The organism is Solwaraspora sp. WMMA2056, assembly GCF_030345095.1.
Classification (GTDB): Bacteria; Actinomycetota; Actinomycetes; order Mycobacteriales; family Micromonosporaceae; genus Micromonospora_E.
The window spans coordinates 3,026,459-3,047,604 of record NZ_CP128360.1 but is presented as its reverse complement, the minus strand read 5'-3'; the positions used below and the strand labels follow the sequence as shown (position 1 = coordinate 3,047,604).

Annotated in this window: 22 protein-coding genes; 11 read left to right on the top strand and 11 right to left on the bottom strand. The window is 71.7% G+C overall.

Annotated elements, in window-relative coordinates; all coding sequences use genetic code 11:
• Window positions 1-23: 23 nt before the first annotated feature.
• A complete protein-coding gene (locus O7608_RS13980; RefSeq protein ID WP_289210378.1) occupies window positions 24-665 on the bottom strand; it encodes a GNAT family N-acetyltransferase in 642 nt (213 codons plus the stop codon).
• Window positions 666-677: 12 nt separating this feature from the next.
• The gene (locus O7608_RS13975; protein ID WP_289210377.1) at window positions 678-1,616 is read right to left on the bottom strand and encodes an ABC transporter ATP-binding protein; all 939 of its coding nucleotides are present in this window, start codon (window positions 1,614-1,616) and stop codon (window positions 678-680) included.
• A 268-nt stretch (window positions 1,617-1,884) separates the two neighbouring features.
• On the opposite strand from O7608_RS13975, the gene O7608_RS13970 reads away from it, so the two are divergent.
• Window positions 1,885-3,075: an ROK family transcriptional regulator gene (locus O7608_RS13970; RefSeq protein WP_289210376.1), complete on the top strand. Its 1,191-nt coding sequence runs from the start codon at window positions 1,885-1,887 to the stop codon at window positions 3,073-3,075.
• Between the two features lie 56 nt (window positions 3,076-3,131).
• On the opposite strand, the gene O7608_RS13965 is transcribed toward O7608_RS13970, so the two are convergent.
• Together O7608_RS13965 and dnaG are read right to left on the bottom strand one after the other, a co-directional pair.
• Window positions 3,132-3,644 (bottom strand): hypothetical protein, encoded by a 513-nt coding sequence (locus tag O7608_RS13965; RefSeq protein WP_289210375.1) that lies wholly within the window; start codon window positions 3,642-3,644, stop codon window positions 3,132-3,134.
• An 11-nt stretch (window positions 3,645-3,655) separates the two neighbouring features.
• Window positions 3,656-5,533 (bottom strand): DNA primase, encoded by a 1,878-nt coding sequence (dnaG, locus tag O7608_RS13960; protein ID WP_289210374.1) that lies wholly within the window; start codon window positions 5,531-5,533, stop codon window positions 3,656-3,658.
• Between the two features lie 314 nt (window positions 5,534-5,847).
• Between dnaG and O7608_RS13955 the strand changes: the two genes are divergently transcribed.
• The gene (locus tag O7608_RS13955; RefSeq protein ID WP_289210373.1) at window positions 5,848-6,144 is read left to right on the top strand and encodes a hypothetical protein; all 297 of its coding nucleotides are present in this window, start codon (window positions 5,848-5,850) and stop codon (window positions 6,142-6,144) included.
• Between the two features lie 96 nt (window positions 6,145-6,240).
• Window positions 6,241-6,990: a hypothetical protein gene (locus tag O7608_RS13950; RefSeq protein WP_289210372.1), complete on the top strand. Its 750-nt coding sequence runs from the start codon at window positions 6,241-6,243 to the stop codon at window positions 6,988-6,990.
• Here O7608_RS13950 and O7608_RS13945 read toward each other — a convergent pair.
• Window positions 6,965-8,245, bottom strand: coding sequence for a deoxyguanosinetriphosphate triphosphohydrolase (locus O7608_RS13945; RefSeq protein WP_353850535.1), 1,281 nt, complete (start codon window positions 8,243-8,245; stop codon window positions 6,965-6,967). The two genes, O7608_RS13950 and O7608_RS13945, sit on opposite strands and share 26 nt — an antisense overlap.
• Before the next feature lie 127 nt (window positions 8,246-8,372).
• Between O7608_RS13945 and O7608_RS13940 the strand changes: the two genes are divergently transcribed.
• Window positions 8,373-8,867, top strand: coding sequence for a hypothetical protein (locus O7608_RS13940; protein WP_289210371.1), 495 nt, complete (start codon window positions 8,373-8,375; stop codon window positions 8,865-8,867).
• Here O7608_RS13940 and O7608_RS13935 read toward each other — a convergent pair.
• Entirely contained in the window at window positions 8,851-9,201 is a 351-nt protein-coding gene (locus tag O7608_RS13935; protein WP_289210370.1) for a VOC family protein, read from the bottom strand. The genes O7608_RS13940 and O7608_RS13935 overlap by 17 nt on opposite strands.
• A gap of 455 nt (window positions 9,202-9,656) precedes the next feature.
• On the opposite strand from O7608_RS13935, the gene O7608_RS13930 reads away from it, so the two are divergent.
• Window positions 9,657-10,145 carry a roadblock/LC7 domain-containing protein gene (locus O7608_RS13930; RefSeq protein WP_289210369.1) on the top strand — a complete coding sequence of 163 codons (489 nt, stop codon included), beginning with the start codon at window positions 9,657-9,659 and terminating at the stop codon, window positions 10,143-10,145.
• Between the two features lie 110 nt (window positions 10,146-10,255).
• On the opposite strand, the gene ppdK is transcribed toward O7608_RS13930, so the two are convergent.
• The 5 genes from ppdK to O7608_RS13905 all read right to left on the bottom strand — a co-directional run bounded on the left by ppdK (window position 10,256) and on the right by O7608_RS13905 (window position 17,066).
• The gene (gene ppdK / locus O7608_RS13925; protein WP_289210368.1) at window positions 10,256-12,988 is read right to left on the bottom strand and encodes a pyruvate, phosphate dikinase; all 2,733 of its coding nucleotides are present in this window, start codon (window positions 12,986-12,988) and stop codon (window positions 10,256-10,258) included.
• Between the two features lie 285 nt (window positions 12,989-13,273).
• Complete coding sequence (gene dusB / locus O7608_RS13920) at window positions 13,274-14,446, bottom strand: tRNA dihydrouridine synthase DusB (RefSeq protein WP_289210887.1); 1,173 nt, start codon at window positions 14,444-14,446, stop codon at window positions 13,274-13,276.
• A 94-nt stretch (window positions 14,447-14,540) separates the two neighbouring features.
• Window positions 14,541-15,920 (bottom strand): glycine--tRNA ligase, encoded by a 1,380-nt coding sequence (locus O7608_RS13915; RefSeq protein ID WP_289210367.1) that lies wholly within the window; start codon window positions 15,918-15,920, stop codon window positions 14,541-14,543.
• A gap of 71 nt (window positions 15,921-15,991) precedes the next feature.
• Window positions 15,992-16,699 carry a hypothetical protein gene (locus tag O7608_RS13910; RefSeq protein ID WP_289210366.1) on the bottom strand — a complete coding sequence of 236 codons (708 nt, stop codon included), beginning with the start codon at window positions 16,697-16,699 and terminating at the stop codon, window positions 15,992-15,994.
• Window positions 16,700-16,724: 25 nt separating this feature from the next.
• Window positions 16,725-17,066 (bottom strand): antibiotic biosynthesis monooxygenase family protein, encoded by a 342-nt coding sequence (locus O7608_RS13905; protein ID WP_289210365.1) that lies wholly within the window; start codon window positions 17,064-17,066, stop codon window positions 16,725-16,727.
• A gap of 52 nt (window positions 17,067-17,118) precedes the next feature.
• Here O7608_RS13905 and O7608_RS13900 point away from each other — a divergent pair, with 52 nt between their 5' ends.
• The 6 genes from O7608_RS13900 (at window position 17,119) to O7608_RS13875 (ending at window position 21,062) form a co-directional block, all read left to right on the top strand.
• On the top strand, window positions 17,119-17,376 hold the full coding sequence (locus O7608_RS13900) for a DUF6703 family protein (RefSeq protein ID WP_289210364.1): 258 nt from the start codon (window positions 17,119-17,121) through the stop codon (window positions 17,374-17,376).
• A gap of 98 nt (window positions 17,377-17,474) precedes the next feature.
• A complete protein-coding gene (locus O7608_RS13895) occupies window positions 17,475-18,518 on the top strand; it encodes a metal ABC transporter substrate-binding protein (protein WP_289210363.1) in 1,044 nt (347 codons plus the stop codon).
• On the top strand, window positions 18,515-19,276 hold the full coding sequence (locus O7608_RS13890) for a metal ABC transporter ATP-binding protein (RefSeq protein WP_289210362.1): 762 nt from the start codon (window positions 18,515-18,517) through the stop codon (window positions 19,274-19,276). The genes O7608_RS13895 and O7608_RS13890 overlap by 4 nt, the downstream gene beginning before the upstream one ends.
• Complete coding sequence (locus O7608_RS13885; protein ID WP_289210361.1) at window positions 19,273-20,160, top strand: metal ABC transporter permease; 888 nt, start codon at window positions 19,273-19,275, stop codon at window positions 20,158-20,160. Before O7608_RS13890 ends, O7608_RS13885 begins: the two co-directional genes overlap by 4 nt.
• Window positions 20,161-20,281: 121 nt before the next feature.
• On the top strand, window positions 20,282-20,575 hold the full coding sequence (locus O7608_RS13880; RefSeq protein WP_421361505.1) for an ArsR/SmtB family transcription factor: 294 nt from the start codon (window positions 20,282-20,284) through the stop codon (window positions 20,573-20,575).
• Between the two features lie 49 nt (window positions 20,576-20,624).
• Window positions 20,625-21,062 carry a Fur family transcriptional regulator gene (locus O7608_RS13875; RefSeq protein WP_289210360.1) on the top strand — a complete coding sequence of 146 codons (438 nt, stop codon included), beginning with the start codon at window positions 20,625-20,627 and terminating at the stop codon, window positions 21,060-21,062.
• The last annotated feature ends 84 nt before the right edge of the window (window positions 21,063-21,146 follow it).

Here is a 21,146-nt window from a genome sequence, read left to right as displayed (position 1 = left end):
ATCGCCGACCGGGACTCCCGCCGTCAGTGTAGGCGGTTACGCTCGATCGCCGGCGCCGCGGCGCGCTCCGCCCAGTCGATCCGGCGCACCTCGTATTCGACCTCGCCGTGCTCGACGCCCTCGATCGGATCGTCCCACTGCAGGTGGAAGCAGCGGGCCAGGCGCAATCCGGCCGCTTCCATCACCCGCCGCGAGGCGACGTTGACCGCCATCGTCTCGGCGAATACCCGGTCGACGGTCGGGTGATCGAACGCCATCCGCAGCAGTGCTCGGGCACCCTCCGAGGCGTACCCCCGGCCCCAGGAGGCGCGTCGCAGTCGGTACCCGAGCTCCACCTCGGTGATCGCCAGCCGACCACTGCGGCCGTTGACCACACCGTCGGCGGGACCGGTGACAGCCGGACCGGCGACGGCCGGCTTCAGCGCGAACCAGCCGATGAAGGCACCGCTGGAGCGCTCGATGGCGGCCCACTTGCCGAAGCCCGGAAAGCGCAGATAGTCACGCAGGATCGCGGGCAGGACCTCGCGGCGTACGGTTTCGGCCGGGGTCGGTCTGCCTCCGGTAAGGTACCGCATCACCTCGGGGTCACTGTCCAGCTCGACGAGCAGTGGCAGGTCGTCGATGGTGAAGCGGCGTAGTGACAGCCGGTCGGTCTGCGCGATCATGCCCGGCCGATTCTAGTCGATCAGGGTCCGGCCGGTGAGATGCAGGAAGACGTCCTCCAGACTACTGCGCCGGATCAACGCGCTGTTCGGTGCCAGCCCACGGCGGTACACCTCGTTGAGCGCCCCGTCGCCGTCGCCGGTGTAGGTCAGGATCCGGTCCGGCAGCACCTCGGTCCGTTCGGCGATTCCGCCCAGTTTGCCGGCGAAGCTGTCCTGGTCGTCGGTCGGGAACCGGAGTTCGACCACCTCACGGTTGGAGTAGCGGGTGATCAGGTCCCGCGGCGAGCCCTCGGCGACAATCCGACCGCCGTCCATCACCACCAGTCGGTCGCAGAGCTGCTCGGCCTCGTCCATGTAGTGCGTGGTCAGCACCAGCGTGACGCCCCGTTGCTTGAGCTGGAACAGTCGCTCCCACACCAGGTGCCGGGCCTGTGGGTCCAGCCCGGTGGTCGGCTCGTCGAGCAGCACGATGTCCGGCTCGTTGACCAGGGCACGGGCGATGGTGAGTCGGCGTTTCATGCCGCCGGACAGCGGCTCGACCTTGCTACCCGACCGGTCGCGCAACTGCACGAAGTCGAGCAGTTCGTCGGCGCGGCGCCGGGCGACCGGTCGCGGGATCTGGAAGTAGCGGGCGTAACTGACCAGGTTCTCCCGTACCGTCAGTTCCTGGTCGAGGTTGTCCAGCTGCGGGCAGACGCCGAGCCGGGCCCGGATCGCCAGGCCGTCCTGCTGCGGATCCATCCCGAGGATTCGCAAAATGCCGCCGCTGGGCGGGGAGACGCAGCCCACCATCCGCATGGTGGAGCTCTTGCCGGCGCCGTTCGGCCCCAGAAAGCCGAACGCCTCGCCGGGCGCGACGTCGACGTCAATGCCGGCGACTGCGGTGAACGTCCCGAACCGCTTGACCAGACCGCGTGCGTGGATGAGTGGCCCGTTACCCCGTTCAGTCACGGCCACGACGCTACCGCGCGGCCCCGACAGGGACGCCAGCGAGTTTCGCGAGCAAGGCGCCTTTCGTCAGATTGAGGACAAAGTATAGTACGAACGTCTTGAAGATTGCGCTTCAATGCACTAAGTTTGCCATCCTGACTCGCTACTCCCGGGTCAGCGGGCGAGTTCGTCACCTTGCCCGGTCCCTGCCCACGCCGGTCCGCTTCGCCCGCGTGTCCACCGGCCCTCCACGCGGACGACGCCACGTGCCGGACCCAGGTAAAGGACAATGACCAACGTGCTGGGAGTGTGGCCGGAGAACACGCACCAGGCGCAGATCCTGCGCCTGCTCCGCGACGGCCCGTGCTCGCGCGCCGAACTTGGCGACGCGGTCGGCCTGTCCAGGTCGAAGGTGGCCACCGAGCTCGACCGGATGATCGACCGGGGTCTGGTGGAGACCGCCGGTCCGGCCGCGTCCCGGGGCGGTCGTCCGTCGTCGATCGTCCGGATCGCCGCCGCCACCCGCTTCCTCAGCATCGACATCGGCGCGAGCACCCTGGACGTGGCGCTCACCGACGGAGAGCTGCAGGTCGTGACCCGGATGACCGAGCGCACCGAGCTGCACCAGGGGCCGACGACGGTGATCGCGCAGGCTCTCGAACTGGTCACCAAACTGGCCGCCGACTCGGGAACCACGCGGTTCACCGGCGCCGGCATCGGGGTGCCCGGTCCGGTCAGTGTCCACGAAGGCGTGCCGGTCTCGCCACCGTTCATGCCGGGTTGGCACCGCTTCCCGGTACGGGAGATGTTCAGCACCGAACTCGGCTGCCCGGTGCTGGTCGACAACGACGTCAACATCATGGCGCTCGGTGAGAAACACGCCGGCATCGCCCGTTCGTTCGAGGACTTCCTGTTCGTCAAGATCGGCGCCGGGATCGGCGCCGGGATAGTGGTCGACGGAGACGTCTACCGGGGAGCGAACGGTTGCGCCGGCGACATCGGCCACACCGCTGTCGACGAGAACGGGCCGCAGTGCCTCTGCGGCAACGTCGGCTGCCTGGAGGCGTACTTCGGTGGTGCGGCGCTGACCCGCGACGCGGTCGCCGCCGCCCGAGCCGGGCGTTCCGACCAGCTCGCCGAGCAACTCGCCCGGATCGGCACGCTCACCGCGCTGGACGTCACCCGGGCGGCCGCCGCCGGCGACCCGGTCGCGGTCGGCATGGTCCGCGACGGTGGACGACGCGTCGGCCAGGTGCTGGCCCGGCTGGTGAGCTTCTTCAACCCGGGGATGGTGGTGATCGGCGGCGGACTCGCCGGGATGGGCCACGCGTTGCTGGCCGAGATCCGCAGCGTCGTCTACCGCAGCTCACTGCCGCTGGCCACCGGCGACATGCCGATCGTCCTGTCCGAGCTGGGCGACCAGGCCGGTCTGATCGGCGCCACCAGGATGATCAGCGACCACGTCTTCACCGCCGGCTGAGCCGACGTACCGGCCCGGGCGCATCCGCTACCGGACGGCCGCACCGCGGCAGGTGGTCACGGCTGCTGCTCGACCGACGCCCTGGCCGCGGCCACCAGATCGGCGGTCTCGGCGGACAGGGCGTCGGGGTCGGCGCCGGGGTCGTACCGGACGGTCCAGGTCAAACCGTCGACACCAGGCACCCGCCGGGCCACCACCCGCAGCCCGCCACCGTCGAGCCGCTGGTGCGCGGTGTAGCCGACCGAGCGGGTCACCCGGGCGCGCACCTGGTTCGGCACCTCCCCGGGGTCGGGCAGGTCGACGGTGACGGTCGGCTGGTCGGCGACGATCTCGTACCCGTCCCGCTCGCCGGTGACCTCGGCCGGGGTGACGGCCAGGGTCCGCCCCGACCAGGCCGCCTTGTGCACCTGATGCCAACCGAGCCGATGGTCCCGACCCGGCAGCCACATCCCCAGGTTGGTGACCACCAGCGCCCCGTCGTCGGCGGTGGCCGCCCAGGCGACGATCCGCTCGTCGCGGGCCATCGTCGGACGCAGCGCGGCCGGCAGCCGCGCCGACCGGCGGAACATGCCCCAGCCCACTACAGTCCCCCCACCGCTCGTTCGCGCAGCGCCCGCGCCTGCTGCTCCAGGGAGAACAGTTCCCCGGCGAGGCTCAGGTACTCGTCCTTGTTCGCCACCGGGTTGATCCGCTGCACCTTCGACTTCAGCTCCCGGATCCGGGCGGTGACCGCGCCCCACTGCAGCCGGGCGAGGGTCACCGAGACGTAGTGCGGGTCCGGCTCCCGGTCGACGTGCGGCGGCTCGACGGCGAGTTCGCCGACCAGTGCCCGGGCGGCCAGGTCCGGGCAGGCGTCACGGACCTGTTCGATCCAGACCGCGCCGGTCACCGCGACGGCCGCGCCCCCGGCCGTGGCCATCGCCGCGCGGACCCCGGCGTGGACGGGATGCAGGTACACCTCCGGGCCGAGGGTGTCGAACATCGGCCCGGCCAACACCGGCACCTGCAGGCCGAGTTTCAGGGCCTCCCGCTCGACCAGCACCTGCGGGTCGTCGGGTTCGGTGGCCGGCCGGGACGGCGTCGACGCTGCCGACGCCGACCGGTTGCCGGCCGTACGGGGGGGCGGTACCGCGCCGGCGGCGAGCACAGCCCGCTGCACCGGCTCGATCTCCATGCCGAGATCGCCAGCGAGCTTGCGGACGTACTCCGGACGTTTGTCCCGGTCCTTCAGCTTGGCCACCAGCGGCGCCGCCCGGCGCATCGCCTCCACCCGGCCGTCGACGGTGTCCAGGTCGAAACGGCGCAGCACCTGGCGCAGCGCGAAGTCGACCAACGGCTCCCGGCGGGCGACCAGGTCCCGTACGGCGAGGTCGCCCTTTGCCAGCCGCAGGTCACACGGATCCATGTTGTCGGGGCTGACCGCGATGAAGGTCCGCCCGACGAACCGCTGGTCCTCCTCGAATGCACGCAACGCGGCCTTCTGCCCGGCCGCGTCCCCGTCGAAGGTGAAGATGATCTCGCCGGCGACGGCGTCGGTGTCCATCAGCAGCCGACGCAGCACCCCGATGTGATCGGCGCCGAACGCGGTGCCACAGGTCGCCACCGCCGTCGGCACCCCGGCCAGGTGACACGCCATCACGTCGGTGTAGCCCTCGACGATGACCGCCCGACCCTGCCGGGCGATCTCCCGTTTCGCCTGGTCGATGCCGTAGAGGACGTGGGACTTCTTGTAGATCGGGGTTTCCGGGGTGTTCAGGTACTTGGGGCCGTCGTCGTCGTCGAACAACTTGCGGGCACCGAAGCCGATGACGTCGCCGGCGAGGTCGCGGATGGGCCAGAGCAGCCGGCGACGGAACCGGTCGATCAGTGACCCGGACCGGGCCTGGCGGGCCAGCCCGGCGGTGATCAGCTCCTGGGCGGTGTAGCCCTGCTGGCGCAGGTGACGGGTCAGCTCGTCCCAGGCGTCCGGGGCGAAGCCGCAGCCGTACCGTTGCGCGGCGGCCCGGTCGAAGCCGCGGTGGGCGAGAAACTCCCGGGCCGCTCGGGCCCCCGGGCCGGCCAACTGACCGGCGTAGAACTCGGCGGCGGCGGCGTGCGCCGCGATCAGCCGCTGCCGCTGGCCGGACTGCTGGCGGACCGGCGCGGGCCCGGCCTCGATGTAGCGCAGCTGGATGCCGGCGCGGGCCGCCAGGCGCTCCACCGATTCGACGAAGCTGAGGTGTTCGGCCTCCATCAGGAAGGTGATCGCGTCGCCGCCCTTGCCGCACCCGTGGCAGAAGTACACGTTACGGGCCGGTGCGACGGTGAACGACGGGGTCTTCTCGTCGTGGAAGGGGCAGAGCCCTTTGAGGTTGCCGCCGCCGGCCGACTTGAGCGTGACGCTTTCCGAGATGATGTCGGCGATCGACGTCCGCTCGCGTACGAGCGTGATGTCCTCGTCCCGGATCCGACCAGCCATGCCGCCGCGCCACCCCCTTCCCGGTACATCCTGCCCTGCCCCGCCGATCACGGGCCGTGCGGGTGCCCGAGGAGGCACGACGCCCATGCCCGGACCCGCCGTACGCCGACGAACCCCACCCTGACCAGGCAGGCTTCTGTCAATACGCATTTTCCACGCCTCGCCGCAGAACAGACCTTGTCCTTCCCTGTGACCACAGCAATACTGTCTGTGTCGTACCTAGTGGGCCGTTCGCTGGCTTGTTTCTCTTTCTTCACGGTTCACTGTGTCTTGTCTACATTGCCGGTTCCCAGCCCGAAGGAGGAGGCACCCCCATGCCCCAGCTGCTGCCCGAGACGAACGCGCTCGACCACCTGGACGTGATCGCCCTCGACGACGCGCCCCGCCTGTGCGCCCTCTACCGCAGCCGGGACGCCGATCTGGCCCCCGAGGAGGAGCTGCCGCACATCGCCGGGTGGGTGCTCGCCTGGCCGGACGGCTCCGCGCTGACCCTGCTGACCGAGGGCGAACAGCCACGGATCATCTCCGGATCGCTGTCCAACGTCGAGAACTGGTGGTCGGCACTGTTGGCCGCCGACCTCGTCGCGGTCCGGCCGCCGACCGGCAGCTGAGCAGGCCGGCCACGGACCGGCAGCCGGCCGGGCCGACGGGCCGACCGGCCCGGGTGCGTCGCAGCGCTACCCTCCTTGGCCGAGGAGGCGATCCGCATGGCCGACGAGCAGACCCGTCCACCGGAGACCGCGCTGACCATCGCCCTGGCCGAGTACACGCAGTTGCAGGAGGCCAGACGGGCGGTGCACACGGAATCCAACGCCCGCTTCACGTTCTTCCTCGGCGTCGCCTCGGCCGCCACCGCGGTCTCCGCAGGTCTGGTCTCCGCCGGCGGCGCGACGGTGACCACCGGGCGGGCCGCCGCCGCAGGCGCACTCGGCGGCCTCGTCCTGCTGCTCGGGCTGGCGGTCTTCGCCCGGCAGTTGGAGTTCAACGACCGGGCCCGGCGGTACGCGGTCGCCGCCACCGCGATCCGCACCTATCTCGTCCGGCAGGCTCCCGACCTGGCCCCGTACGTCATGATGCCCACCCTTGACGACTCGGGTCCGTTCGCCGCGCAACCGTACCGCCGGGGCTGGCCACGTGACCTGGTCAGCCTCGCGGGCACGGTCGGGCTGCTCAACAGCGCGCTGCTCGCGGCCACCGTCGGACTGCTGGTCGCCCGGGCGGTCCCGGCGTGGGCCGCCGCGACGCTCGGTGCGCTGGTCCTCGTCAGCTGCCTCGCCGCGCACGTGGCGGTGTTCCGCCGCCGGTTGGCGCGCTCGGCCCGCGAGGTGGGTCAGGTCATCGACCGGCGCCCGGCGCTGGCCGCCCGGCCCGCTCCGGTCGACCCGGTCGCCACGCCCGATCCGGTCAGTCCGGTCGTCACGCCCGCTCCGGTCAGTCCGGAGCCGGCCGGCCGGTGAGCCGCCGGTGCCAGGAGACCGCCGCCGGGTCGGTCAACGACGCCACCTGGTCGATGATCACCCGGGCCCGGGCCCGGTCGTCCGGCGCGGCGACCCACAGCGGCGCGAACACCGGGTCCAGCCCGGCCGGTGCCCGGTCGGTCAACGCCTCGACGAGTTCGGCCAGGATCTCCCGCTGCCGGCGGTACCCCGCCTCGGCGCCGGGCCGGCGCATCACGTACCGCAGCGCCAGTCCTTTGAGCAGGGCGCACCGGGCCCGCACCACCCGGGGCACCACCAGGTCCGCCGCGTACCGCCGCACCGGCAGGCCGCCGGCCTGCTGCCGGGTCGCCGACACCGCCGCCGCGACGAACGCTCCGGTGAGAATGCTGGTCATCCCCTTCAACGCCGCCTGCGCCGGATGGCTGCCGTCGTAGCCCGCGATCGGCCGCAGCGCCGGATGGGCCAGCAGCTCGGCGAGGATCCCGGCCAGGTCGTCGACGGATTCGGTGGAGTAGACCGCAGCCACGTCGGCGGCGAGAGCGTGCTGTTCGTCGCGGTCGGCGATGAGCAGGCCGAGGTCGATGTAGCCGCCGTGGATGCCGTCCTCCAGGTCGTGCACCGAGTAGGCGACGTCGTCGGCCCAGTCCATCACCTGGGCCTCCAGGCAGCGCCGCGTCGGCTCCGGGGCACCGGCGCGCAGCCAGGCGAAGACCGGCTCGTCGTCGGCGTACAGTCCGAACTTGCGCTGATCGGCCTGACGCGGCCAGGGGTACTTGCAGGTCGCGTCGAGCGAGGCGCGGGTGAGGTTCAGCCCGGCCGAGGAGCCGTCCGGCCCCAGCACCTTGGCCTCCAGCCGGGTCAGCACCCGCAACGTCTGCGCGTTGCCCTCGAATCCGCCGATGTCGACGGCCAGGTCGTGCAGTGCCCATTCCCCGTTGTGCCCGAACGGCGGGTGGCCGAGGTCGTGGGCGAGGCCGGCGACGTCGACCACGTCGGGCTCGCAACCGAGCCGCGCACCCATCTCGCGGGCGATCTGCGCGACCTCCAGGGAGTGGGTGAGCCGGGTCCGCGGGACGTCGTCGGCACCGCCGGTCTCGGCGGTGTGCACCTGGGTCCGGGCGGCCAGCCGACGAAATCCCGCGCTGTGCAGCACCCGGGCCCGGTCCCGTTCGTACGGGCTGCGTCCGTACCCGGTGTCCTTCACCGGCTCGGGCACCCATCGGTCGGTGTCGTCGAGGCCGCCGGGTGCCGGACGGACGGGTGAGGGGGTCACCTTCCGGAGCCTATCGGCCCGGTACCGACCGGAACGGGCAGGTAAATATTTCCGGATGATTACGTATTTGTGTCGCAATGTTGACGTCGGCCCCTCGGCGCCTACCCCATCGGTTCACAATCGCAGAGTGGTCGACCAGGGGTGGACGGCCCGTACCAGCCGGCTCGTGCACATCACCGAGGTCCCGACGCCGATGCGGTACGCCGTCGAGGAGCACTGCGCCGGTCAGCTCATGGGCGAGCTGGCCGGCGCGAGTGCCTGCTGCCTGACCGCCATCACCGAGCCCGGCGGGTCGACCGGCACGGTACGGCACCGCCTCGACATCCTGCTCGGTCGGCATCTGCTCAGCGCCGGCGACGGCCCGCACCGGGGGTACGCCCGGTCGGCGCGCCTCACCGCGGTGACGCTCGCCGCACCGACGCCGTACGGAGTGCTGATCACCGCCCGCTGGCAGGCCCATGGCCGTGCCGAGTCGTGCTGGCTCGGCTTCGGCGACAGCCCGGACGGCCGGACGTTCCTGCTGCTGCTGCGCACGGCGGTGGAGCGGGCCAGTGGGCAGGTTCCGGCGGGAGCCTGCGGGCGAAGCGCACACCGGACCGGCCGGTTCAGCCGCGTCCGTTGAGTACGCAGAACTCGTTGCCCTCCGGATCGGTCAGCACGATCCAGGAGACGTCACCCTGGTCGATGTCGACCCGTCGGGCCCCCATGTCCACCAGCCGCTCCACTTCGGCCGCCTGATCGGCCGCGCGCAGGTCGATGTGCAACCGGTTCTTCAGTTGCTTGCGCTCCGGCACCGGGACGAACACCACACCGGGCAACTGGTCGGGCGACTGTCGAATCTCCACCTCGTCCGCTGCCTCGTGCACGATCTGGTAGCCGAGTGCCTGCGCCCACCACCGGGCGAGCCGGGGCGGGTCGTCGGCATCGACCACCAGGTTCTCCCACTGACTGACCACCTCGGCCACCTCCTGATCTCGGGCGTCGCGCCGCAGCTCACGCCGTTACGGTACGGCGAGTGACGCGGCCGCACGCGGTGACGGCACAAACACCAGGAGCGAGCCGAAGATCGTTCGCAATGGCCGATCAGGTATCAGTTGCTGTCCGATTGCCGATGGTTATGGGCCTGCGCAGTTACATCGCGTGCGGTAGCGTGCCAGGAGCACAACGTCACCGCCACCTCGACCGGACGATGGGATCACGAACGAGTGTCGATGTTCGACCGACCGAGGTGCACCGGCATCCCGCTGACGAACGTGGCGCGACCCCGCGCCCGCCGTCGCGAGGCACGCGATCGACGCCGACTGCCGTGCCGACCGCGGTCGCTGTCCGCCCGACCCGCCGCGCATCCGCCGGTCCGGGCCCACTCCGGTCAGCGACCAGCCACCCGGACGATCGAGTGAAGGAGACGCCGGTGGATACCGACACCGCCATTCTCGCCGAGCTACGCGGACTGCGCCGCCGGTTGCCGCAGGTCACCGGCTCCGTACTGGCCGGCGCGGACGGCCTGCTGATCACCCGTGACCTCAACGGTGCCGACGCCGACAGCATCGCGGCGCTCGCCGCGGCGACCCTCGGGCTCGGCCGCCGGTTCGCCGACACCGCCGGGCACGGCGACCTGCAGGAAACCCTCATCCACGGTAGTCACGGCCAGGTCGGGCTGTACGCCGTCGGCACCCGGGCACTGCTCGCGGTGCTCGCCGCCGCCCAGGTCGAACGGGACCTGCTGCACCGGCACGCCCGCCAGGTCGCCGACCAGGTCGGCGAGCTGCTGCGCGCCCGCCCGGTGACCAACGTCCCGGACCCGGCCCCCCACTTCCTGGACAACCGGGCCCCCTTGGCGGTACGCACCCCGATGGCGACCCTGCCGTACAACCCCGCGTTGCCGCGCCGCCGGTTCTGACCCGCCTCGCTCGCCCGACGACGACGGAGGCGCAGGCCGGCGCAGAGCGCCAACGCGACGGCCGGGTGCTCCCTGCGGATCGGCGACGACCACCCGGCCACCGTCGTCGGTCAGCGGCTGTCCGAACCGGTCGACTCCACTGTCGCCCGACCGGCCTCCAGCCGGGCGACCGGCACCCGGAACGGTGAGCAGGAGACGTAGTCCAGGCCGGCCGCGTGGAAGAAGTGCACCGAGTCGGGATCCCCGCCGTGCTCGCCGCACACCCCGATCTTCAGTCCGGGCCGGGCCGCCCGACCCTCCTCGACGGCGATCCGTACCAGCCGCCCCACCCCGTCGCGGTCGATCGACTCGAACGGGGAGATACCGAAGATGCCCAGCTCCAGGTAGCGCCAGAAGAAGGCACCCTCGACGTCGTCGCGGGAGAAGCCCCATGCCATCTGGGTCAGGTCGTTGGTGCCGAAGGAGAAGAACTGTGCGGCGCCAGCGAGCTGCCCGGCGGTCAACGCCGCCCGGGGCACCTCGATCATCGTCCCGATCAGGATCTCGACCGACCGCTCCCCCAGTACCTCGGCGATGATCCGGTCGGCCTCCGCCCGTACCGTCTCCAGCTCCTGCACCGCACCGACCAGCGGCACCATGATCTCCGGACGGGGATCGTGCCCGGCGGCGGCCAATTGGGCCGCGGCCTCGGCGATCGCGCGGACCTGCATCGCGAACAGGCCCGGGATGACCAGGCCGAGGCGTACGCCACGCAGACCGAGCATCGGGTTCTGCTCGTGCATCCGCCGGACCGCCGTCAGCAACGCCTCGTCGCGGCCGGCGTCCTGACCCCGCGCGTGCGCCACCGCCACCGATACCGCGAGGTCCTCCAGCGACGGCAGGAACTCGTGCAGCGGCGGATCGATCAGCCGGACGGTCACCGGCAGACCGTCCATCTGGCGGAAGATCTCCGCGAAGTCGGCCCGCTGCCGGGGCAGCAGCTCGGCCAGGGCCGCCGACCGGGCCGCCTCGTCCCGGGCCAGGATCAGCCGTTCCACGAGTTCGCGCCGGTCGCCGAGGAACATGTGTTCGGTGCGGCACAGCCCGATCCCCTCGGCGCCGAACCGCCGGGCGCGGGCCGCGTCGGCACCGGTGTCGGCGTTCGTGCGGACCGCCAGCCGCCGTCGGGTGTCGGCATGCGACAGGATCCGGTGTACGGCGAGCACCAACGGATCGTCGGTGGTCGCCGGGTCGACGGTCCCTTCGAAGTACTGCACCACTTCGGAGGGGCGTACCGGCACCGCACCGAGGTAGAGGCAGCCGCTGGTGCCGTCGATCGACACCAGGTCACCTTCGACCACGGTGTGGTCACCGACGGTGAACCGTCGGGCGGCCTGGTCCACGTCGAGGGTGTCGGCACCACACAGACAGGTCTTGCCCATCCCCCGGGCCACCACGGCGGCGTGGCTGGTCTTGCCGCCCCGGCTGGTCAGAATGCCCTGGGCGGCGATCATGCCGGGCAGGTCGTCCGGGTTGGTCTCCCGCCGCACCAGGATCACCTGCGCACCCTGCCCGGCCAGCTCGACCGCGCGGGCGGAGTCGAAGACGACGGTGCCGACGGCGGCGCCCGGGGAGGCGCCGACCCCGGTGGCGATCGGCTCCGGCGCGCCGGACAGGTCGAAGCAGGGGAACATCAGCTGCGCCAGCTGCGCGCCGTTGACCCGGTGCAGCGCCTCGTCCAGGTCGATGATCCCTTCGTCGACGAGCTGGCTGGCGATGACGAACGCGGCCGCCGCGGTCCGTTTGCCGACCCGGGTCTGCAGCATCCACAGGGTGCCGCGTTCGATGGTGAACTCGATGTCGCACAGGTCCCGGTAGTGGTTCTCCAGCTGGGCCATGATGGCGAGCAGTTCGTCGTACGACCGGGGATCGAGCCGGGCCAGCTCCTGCAGCGGCAGGGTGTTGCGGATGCCGGCGACCACGTCCTCGCCCTGGGCGTTGGCCAGGTAGTCGCCGTAGACGCCCTGGCTGCCGGTGGCCGGGTCCCGGGTGAAGGCCACGCCGGTGCCCGAGTCCGGGCCGAGGTTGCCGAAGACCATCGCCACCACGTTGACGGCGGTGCCCAGATCGGCGGGGATCCGCTCCTGCCGCCGGTAGACGACCGCCCGCTCGGCGTGCCAGGAGTCGAAGACCGCTTGGACCGCCAGGTCGAGCTGCTCGCGCGGGTCCTGCGGGAAGTCACGGCCGGTGTGCGCGAAGAAGATCTTCTGGTACTCGCGGACCAGCCCGCGTAGGTCCTCGGCGGTCAGGCCGAGGTCGTCGTCGGTGCCGACGGCCCGCTTCGCCGCCGACAGCGCCTGGTCGAACTCCTCGGCCGGCACGTGGCAGACCGTACGGCCGAACATCTGGATCAGCCGCCGGTAGGAGTCCCAGGCGAACCGCTCGTCGCCGGCCTGGGCGGCGAGCCCGGCCACGCACGCGTCGTTGAGCCCGACGTTGAGCACCGTCTCCATCATCCCCGGCATGGAGAACTTCGCGCCCGAACGCACCGACACCAGCAGCGGATCGGCCGGGTCACCGAGGCGCTTGCCACGGCGCTGCTCCAGCCGGAGCAGCGCGGCCGAGACCTGCCCCGGCAGGTCCGCCGGGACGGCACCGCGATCGAGGTAGGCCCGGCACGCCTCGGTGGTGATGGTGAACCCGGGCGGGACCGGTAGGCCGAGCCGGGTCATCTCGGCCAGGTTCGCCCCCTTTCCGCCGAGGAGGTCCCGCTGTTGCCGGTCGCCCTCGGTGAAGTCGTAGACGTACCTGGGCTGTGCGGGTGCGCCTGGGCGCGCGCCACCCGTTTCCTCTGCTGCCGCCATCCTGGCCTCCATGAGCCGTTCGACACTGAACGATGGTTCACCAATGGCCATTGGTGGGCGAAGGTTAAGCGACCAGATCGGTTGGCCGACAGTAGTCGGTGACCAGCCGCACAGCACCCGCCAACGGTGCTGCGCGCGGCCCTGCCTGGGAACGTTTCCATGCGCAACACTGCGCACGACGTGGTGTCCCGGGCCACCACAGGTGTGCTCCGGACCACACCTGGCAAGCCCCTCGAACTCGGCGCGGGACGGGCTGCGCGGGAACGGCTGTGCGGGACGGGCGGCTCAGCCGCCGGAGTCAGCCAGCTCCGCGCCGGCCGGCACGGTGTCGTCGTCGCGGCTGGCCAGCCAGCCCGCCGGCAGGAAGACCTTTCCCGGGGAGTTCGTCCGCCCCCTCGGTTGCCCGAGGGCATGGGTCGGAAACGGCTCCGCCGGGTCGAGTTCGCCGAGCAGGTCGTCCAACTCCGCCAGGCCCGACACCATCGCCAGGGCGCGACGCAGCTCACCGCCGACCGGGAAACCCTTCAGATACCAGGCGACGTGCTTGCGGAAATCGGTGCAGCCGTCGCGCTCGGCGACCGCACGGTCGGTCCGCCCGGTGGCGAACCAGTCGACCAGCAGCTCGGCATGCCGACGCATGGTGACGGCCACCGTACCGAGGGTCGGCAGCACCCGGTCGTTCCGGCCGTCGAACGCGGCCGACAGGTCGGCGAACAGCCAGGGCCGGCCCAGGCAGCCGCGACCGACCACGACCCCGTCGGCACCGGTGTGCGCCACCATCCGCAGGGCATCGTCGGCCTCCCAAATGTCGCCGTTGCCCAGCACCGGCACCTGCAGCTCCTGCTTGAGCCGGCCGATCGCGTCCCAGTCGGCGGTGCCCGAGTAGCGCTGTGCGGCGGTCCGCCCGTGCAGCGCCACCGCCGCCACCCCGGCCTCCTGAGCGGCCAGCCCCGCCTCGACGTACGTCAGGTGGTCGTCGTCGATGCCCTTGCGCATCTTGACCGTCACCGGCACCCCGGCCGGGGCCGCCGCCCGCACCGCGCCGGTGACGATCCGGCTGAACAGCCGGTGCCGCCAGGGCAGCGCCGCCCCGCCGCCGCGGCGGGTCACCTTCGGCACCGGGCAGCCGAAGTTCAGGTCGATGTGATCGGCCAGGTCACGCTCCACGACGATCCGTACGGCGGCCGCCGTCACCTGCGGGTCGACCCCGTACAGCTGGATGCTGCGGGGACGCTCCGACGGCGCGAACGCGATCATGCGCAGGGTCTTGGGGTTGCGCTCCACCAGCGCCTGCGTGGTGATCATCTCGCAGACGTACAGCCCGCCGCCCTGCTCGCGGCACAGCCGCCGGAACGCGACGTTGGTGATGCCGGCCATCGGGGCCAGCACCACCGGCGGCCACACCTGGTACGGGCCGAGCGGCAACGGCGCTCGGACGGGGGCGGCGGCCTGCGGCAGGGTGACGGACACGCCGTCCAGGATTCCACGCGGGCCGGGGCAGCACGCCGGCACCCGGCCGGTCGGCACGCCGGTGGACCGACCCGCCCACCGGTCAGCCGGTGGGCAGCCGCTCCAGCAGGTAGCGCTCGACCTGGTCCAACGCGACCCGTTGCTGGGCCATGGTGTCCCGGTCCCGGACGGTCACCGCGTCGTCGGCGAGCGTGCCGAAATCGACGGTGACGCAGTACGGCGTACCGATCTCGTCCTGCCGGCGGTACCGGCGGCCGATCGCCTGCGAGTCGTCGAACTCCACCACCCAACGGCGGCGCAGCGCGACGCTCAGATCACGGGCCTTCGGCGACAGGTCGGAGTTGCGTGACAACGGCAGCACCGCCACCTTCACCGGGGCGAGCCGGGGATCGAAGCGCAACACGGTCCGCTTGTCGACGCCACCCTTCGTGTTCGGTGCCTCGTCCTCGTCGTAGGCCGCCAGTAGGAACGCGAAGACGGCTACCGTCAGGTTGGCCGCCGGTTCGATCGCGTACGGCACCCACCGCTCACCACGGTCCTGATCGAAGTAGGACAGATCCGCCCCGGAGTGCTTGGCGTGGACGGTGAGGTCGTGATCGGCGCGGTTGGTCACGCCTTCCAGCGCGACGAACTCCGGTCCGGCACCGCCGAACCGGTACTCGATCTCCACGAGGCGCTTGGCATGCTGCGGCAGGGCACTCGTCGAGGGTTCGCGGCGGCGCAACCGGTCCGGCGCGAGACCCAGATCGACGTACCAGTCCCAGCGCTGCTGGACCCAGTACTCGAGCCATTCGTCGTCGGCACCCGGCTCGACGAAGTACTCCAGCTCCATCCGTTCCAGCTCGCGGCTGGCCAGCAGGAACTCCCCCGGCCCGGCGAAGTGGCGGAAGGAGCGGCCGGCCTGGGCGATGCCGAACGGCGGCTTCTTGCGCGCGGCGATCATCACGTTGGCGAAGTTGACGAAAGTCCCGGTGGCGGCCTCCGGCCGCAGGTAGTACGGGTACTCGGCGGCGGTCCGACGCGCGTTCGAGGCACCGAGCAGCCCGCTGACCTGATCCGGGTCGGTGAAGCTGCCCCGGCTGGCACAGTTCGGACAGGTGAGTTCGGTCAACGCCGCTGGCGGTCGGCCCGCCTGCCGGGTGTACGCCCCGACCATGCCGTCGAGCGGCTGCGCCGAGTCACAGGACCGGCACCGCGCACTGGTGCGGGTGTGGGCGTCGAGCATTCCGGACGCGGCGATCACCGCACGGGCCTGCAACACCGCCGAGTCGAGCCCGACGACGTCGTCGCGGTGCTGGACCATGGTCCGCCACCACTGCCGACGCAGATGCTCCTTGAGCTCGACGCCGAGTGGCCCGTAGTCCCAGGCGAACGGTTCACCACCGTAGATCTCGCCGGACGGGAAGACGAAGCCCCGCCGGTGGGCGAGACTCACCACGGCGTCGAAACGGTCGGCTGACATGCGCTGCTCCTACGCCGGCTGGCTGCCAGCGGGGACGTGCGGGTGGACGGTCACGGCAGATGTTCGGCAGGCTACTCCTCGATGCCGCAGACCTCTAGCTCACCGGTGCCGGTGTCCTGGTTCAACGACACCCGCAGGGTGTCCGCTCCGCCCTGGCGGTAGGTCACCTCCACCGGTACGACGATCCGGCTGGTGACCGAGACCTGGCCGACCTCGTAGGCGGCGATCTCGGGCTCGGCGGCGAGCCGGTCGGTGAACTCGTCGAGGCTCTCCCGGCGTTGCGCCTCGGCACAGAGCATCCCGTACGCGGCACCGAACTGCTGTTGGCTGACCGCGTCGAAGTAGTCGTCCACCGCGACCTGGGCCTGCTCGTTGATCGCCTCCCCGCCGGTAATGATCAGTCCGACCAGGGCGATCGTGCCACCACCGCAGCAGATCAGTACGGCGAGCGCCGCAACGCTGAGGCCGATCCAGAGTCGGGCGCTGCGGCCCTCCACCGGCGGTGCCGCGAACGGCGGGGCCGCTCCAGGACCGGCGGGCACCTGGTACGGGGCACCCGGGTCAGCCGGCGGGGTCGGGGCCGGCGGGTCGGTGGCGGCCGCCACCGGGGCCTGCACCGGGGCCGGATCGACGCTGACGGTCGGATCGGCGCTGGCGGCCGGGGCCGGGGACACCGGCGACTGGCGGTCCGGCGGCTCCCACGGTGAGGGTGCCGCCCACGGCGACCCAGCGGGTACGGCGGACGGCGGGAGGGGGCGCTCCGGTCCGGGATCGGTCATGCCGACAGGGTAGTTGCCCGGCCAATCACCGACCGGGCTCCATGGCCCGATCGCTGGCGTACGCCACGGGTTCCCCGCCCGGTGCCGCGTCGACCAGCACCTCGAACGCCGACGGCTCGTCGAGCGATTCGGCCAGCAACGGCGTGGCGTCGACCTTCACCGTGAAGCTGCCCAGGGCACGTCGGTAGGCGCCGACCGACTCCCACTCGGTCATCAGGCACCAGCTCTGTGGATCCTCCAGCGCGCAGGTCAACGCGCCGCGCTGGTAGCCGGTGCAGGCCGCCAACGCCCGCAGCGCCACCTGTGCGCGATCGACGAAACTCGTCGCGTCGGTCTGCGGCACGGTGAACCGGTTGACCACCAGCACGCGGGTCTCCTCACTGGCTCGAGTCTGTCGGGAACTGACTACAGTTTGTCGGATGCAGCCTACGCAGTCGTCGGGTTCGGCCCGGCTCGGGCGGATCAACCCGACCGGGGCGTTCCTGGTCGCGCTCGGACTCGTCCTGGTGGGCCTGTTCGCACCTGGGGTGATCGGCGGGGCGGCGCTGCTGGTGCTGGCCGGCGGGCTGGCCTGGCTGCTGCGGTCGACCTGGGCGGCGGTGCCACCGGCGGGGCGGCTGCTGCGGCTGCTGACCGTGACGCTGCTGGTCGCGGTCGCCCTGGCCAAGATCTTCTAGCCGATCGCTGGAGTACGTCGCTCAGGCCGCCGAGCAGGGGCAACCCATGCAACCATGCGTTTTTGACAATCATTGTCACCCTCGCGGAGAGTTGCCTGATGCACAACCACCCCTTGCGCCGTACCCTCGCGCTGTCCGCCGGTGCGTTGCTCGCTCTGGGCGGCACGGTGGCCTGCGCGCAGGGCGATGCCGATACCTCTGCCACCACGACCGGCGACACGGTCGGCGTGGTCGCCGCCTTCTATCCGCTGCAGTTCCTGGCCGAACGCATCGGCGGGGACGCCGTGACGGTCACCGGCCTGGCCCCGCCCGGTGCCGAACCGCACGACCTGGAGCTCAACCCGCAGCAGGTCGGCCAGATCAGCGACGCCGACCTCGTCGTCTACCTGAGCGGTTTCCAACCGGCCGTCGACGCCGCCGTCGAGCAGGAGGCCGGCGACGCCGCGTTCGACGTGGTCACGGTCGAACCGCTGCTCGACGCCACCGACGGCGGGCACAGCCACGAGCACGGCGAGGACGAGCACGCCGAGGACGAGCACGGTCACGAAGAGGAGGAGCCGGGTCACGACGACGAGCCCACGCCGGGCGGCGAAGCCGTCGACGAGCACGCCGACTCCGACGCGGCCAAGGACCCGCACCTGTGGCTGGACCCGACCCGGTTCGCCACGGTCGCCGACGAGCTCGCCGCCCGTCTCGGCAAGGCCGACCCGGACCGGGCGGACGACTTCACCGCCCGCGCCGCCGCCCTGCGCACCGAGCTGGAAGCCCTCGACACCGAGTACGCCGAAGGGCTGGCCACCTGTGAACGTCGGGAGATCATCACCAGCCACGCCGCCTTCGGCTACCTGGCAGTGCGCTACGAGCTGGAGCAGATCGGCATCACCGGGCTGAGCCCCGAGGACGAGCCGGCGCCGCAGCGCCTCGCCGAAGTGATCGAGGAGGCCCGGGAGCACCAGGCCACCACGATCTTCTTCGAGACCCTGGTCAGCCCGGCCGTCGCCGAGACCATCGCCAGCGAGGTCGGTGCCCAGACCGCGGTCCTGGATCCGATCGAGGGGCTGCAGCCGGACGCCGACGGCGACTATTTTTCGGTGATGCGCGACAACCTCGATTCCCTCACCACCGCCCTGGGTTGTTCGTGAGCACACCTGTCGTCCAGGTGGAGCACGGGGTGGCCGGCTACGACGGCCGCCCCGTGCTCCGCGCCATCGACCTCACCGTGAACAGCGGTGAGGTCGTCGCGTTGCTCGGCGCGAACGGCTCCGGCAAGTCCACCCTGATCCGCACCGCGCTCGGTCTGGTGCCGCTGCGCGGCGGTACCGTCCGGCTCTTCGACGTGCCGTTGGGGCGGTTCCGCCAATGGCACCGGGTCGGCTACGTACCGCAACGGCTCGGGGCCGGCAGCGGCGTACCGGCCACCGTCGGGGAGGTCGTCGCCTCCGGCCGGCTCGCCCGTCGCGGCGTACTGCGCCCGGCCGGGGCCGCCGACCGGGCCGCCGTCGCGGCGGCGCTGGCCGCCGTCGGCCTCGCCGACCGGGTACGCGACCCGGTCGCCGCCCTCTCCGGTGGCCAGCAGCAGCGGACGCTGATCGCCCGCGCGCTGGCCGGCGAACCGGAACTGCTGGTCCTCGACGAGCCCACCGCCGGGGTCGACGCCGCCAGCCAGGAGGCGTTCGCCACGGCGCTCGGCACGTTCGTCACCGGCGGCGGTACGGTGCTGCTGGTCGCCCACGAGCTCGGGCCGTTGCAGCCGCTGATCGACCGCGCGGTGGTGCTGCACCACGGCGAGGTGGTCCACGACGGCGCGGTGCCACCACCGGCCGGGCACCACGCCGACCCCGGTCACGACCACGTCCACCCGCACGCGCCGGTCGAACCGTCCCGGATATTGAACGCATGAGCATCTTCCAGTACGAATTCATGATCCGGGCGCTGATCGGCGCCCTGGTCATCGGGCTGGCCGCCCCGGCCCTGGGCATCTACCTGGTGCAGCGGCGGATGTCGTTGATCGGCGACGGGGTGGGCCACGTGGCCCTCACCGGGGTCGGCGTCGGCCTGCTGCTGGACCGCTCCCCCGTGCTCACCGCGGTGATCGTCGCCGCGATCGGCGCGATCGCCATCGAACTGTTGCGCGAACGCGGCCGCACCTCCGGCGACATGGCGCTCGCGCTGCTGTTCTACGGCGGTATCGCCGGCGGGGTGATGCTGGTCGGGCTGGCCGGCGACCGCAGCAACGCCAACCTGATGTCCTACCTGTTCGGGTCGCTGAGCACCACCCGCCCGGAGGACCTGCGGGTGATCGTGGTGCTCGCCGCGGTCGTGCTCGCCGCGATGCTGCTGCTGCGCCCGGCACTGTTCGCCATCTGCCACGACGAGGAGTACGCCAAGGTCTCCGGCCTGCCGGTGCGCACGCTCAACCTGCTGATCGCGGTCACCACCGCGGTGACCGTCACCATCGCCATGCGGGCGGTCGGCCTGCTGCTGGTCAGCGCACTGATGGTGGTGCCGGTGGCGACCGCGCAGCAGCTCACCCGGGGGTTCCGCACCACCATGGCGGCGGCGATGGCGATCGGCCTGGTCTCGGCCGGCGGCGGCGTGTGGCTGGCCGGCACCGTCAACACCGCGCTCGGCGCGACGATCGTCATCCTGGCGATCGGCGCGTTCGCCGCCACCGCGATCGGTGCCGGCCTCTGGCGCCTGCTGCGCCGACGGGGTGCCCGCCTGCGCGTACCGCAGCGGCCGGCCCGCGAGGTGGAGCCACCGGAGGTCGTCCTGGAGTCCTGATCCGGTCCCCCACCCTCCCGGTCCGGCGGTCCGGCGGCTTTCCAGATGCCGCCGGTTCCTCCGCCGGTGGCCGCCTGCCTGCCGGTCCGGCCCCGCTATTGGTTACCGTTGCGGGGTGACGATGGCCAACGGCTACGAGGGGTACGAGAGCGCGGGCGAACTGCTGCGCGCCCTCTCCGCTCCGATCCGGGTCGCCATCGTGACCGAGCTCGCCCAGGGCGAACGCTGCGTCCACGAGCTCGTGGAGAAGCTCGGCGCACCGCAGCCGCTGGTGTCGCAGCACCTTCGTGTGCTGCGTGGGGCCGGTGTGGTGCACGGCTCCCGGCGGGGCCGGGAGATCGCGTACGCGCTGGTCGACGAACACGTCGCGCACATCGTCGCCGACGCGGTCAGCCATGCCCGGGAGGTACGGTGACCCGCCACCGGCAGGATTCGGCAGCAGGACTTTGCCCCGGAGGCCCCAGATGAAGACTGGAGACACCACCACCACCGAGCAGGCGGCGGTCCGCAACACCCGGCAACGCAGCGCGGTGAGCGCCATCCTCGACGAGTTGGCGGGGTTCCACAGCGCCCAGGAACTGCACGCCATGTTGCGGGAACGCGGCGACCGGGTCGGCCTGACCACCGTCTACCGGACGTTGCAGGGGCTCGCCGACTCGGGCGAGGTCGACGTGATGCGTCCGCCCGGCGGCGAGCATCTGTACCGGCGGTGCAGCCAGGGCCACCACCACCATCTCGTCTGCCGATCCTGCGGCAGCACCGTCGAGGTCGAGGGGCCGGCGGTCGAGGCGTGGGCGGAACGGGTCGCGGCCCAGCACGGGTACGTCGGGGTGAGCCACACGATGGAGATCTTCGGCACCTGCCCGCAGTGCGCCAGCCGCAAGACCGGCAAGAAGTCCTAGCGGGATCACCCCAGACCATGCCGGTCGGTCGCGGCCGGCACCGGCCAGGACGGCGTGGTCGACACGGGTACGGCACGCTGTGCG

Coding starts and splice junctions, on each gene's coding strand:
- O7608_RS13980 (WP_289210378.1), bottom strand. CDS start 665: ATGATCGCGCAGACCGACCGGCTGTCACTACGCCGCTTCACCATCGAC.
- O7608_RS13970 (WP_289210376.1), top strand. CDS start 1,885: ATGACCAACGTGCTGGGAGTGTGGCCGGAGAACACGCACCAGGCGCAG.
- O7608_RS13965 (WP_289210375.1), bottom strand. CDS start 3,644: ATGTTCCGCCGGTCGGCGCGGCTGCCGGCCGCGCTGCGTCCGACGATG.
- dnaG (WP_289210374.1), bottom strand. CDS start 5,533: ATGGCTGGTCGGATCCGGGACGAGGACATCACGCTCGTACGCGAGCGG.
- O7608_RS13955 (WP_289210373.1), top strand. CDS start 5,848: ATGCCCCAGCTGCTGCCCGAGACGAACGCGCTCGACCACCTGGACGTG.
- O7608_RS13950 (WP_289210372.1), top strand. CDS start 6,241: ATGGCCGACGAGCAGACCCGTCCACCGGAGACCGCGCTGACCATCGCC.
- ppdK (WP_289210368.1), bottom strand. CDS start 12,988: ATGGCGGCAGCAGAGGAAACGGGTGGCGCGCGCCCAGGCGCACCCGCA.
- O7608_RS13915 (WP_289210367.1), bottom strand. CDS start 15,920: ATGTCAGCCGACCGTTTCGACGCCGTGGTGAGTCTCGCCCACCGGCGG.
- O7608_RS13910 (WP_289210366.1), bottom strand. CDS start 16,699: ATGACCGATCCCGGACCGGAGCGCCCCCTCCCGCCGTCCGCCGTACCC.
- O7608_RS13900 (WP_289210364.1), top strand. CDS start 17,119: ATGCAGCCTACGCAGTCGTCGGGTTCGGCCCGGCTCGGGCGGATCAAC.
- O7608_RS13895 (WP_289210363.1), top strand. CDS start 17,475: ATGCACAACCACCCCTTGCGCCGTACCCTCGCGCTGTCCGCCGGTGCG.
- O7608_RS13885 (WP_289210361.1), top strand. CDS start 19,273: ATGAGCATCTTCCAGTACGAATTCATGATCCGGGCGCTGATCGGCGCC.
- O7608_RS13880 (WP_421361505.1), top strand. CDS start 20,282: ATGGCCAACGGCTACGAGGGGTACGAGAGCGCGGGCGAACTGCTGCGC.
- O7608_RS13875 (WP_289210360.1), top strand. CDS start 20,625: ATGAAGACTGGAGACACCACCACCACCGAGCAGGCGGCGGTCCGCAAC.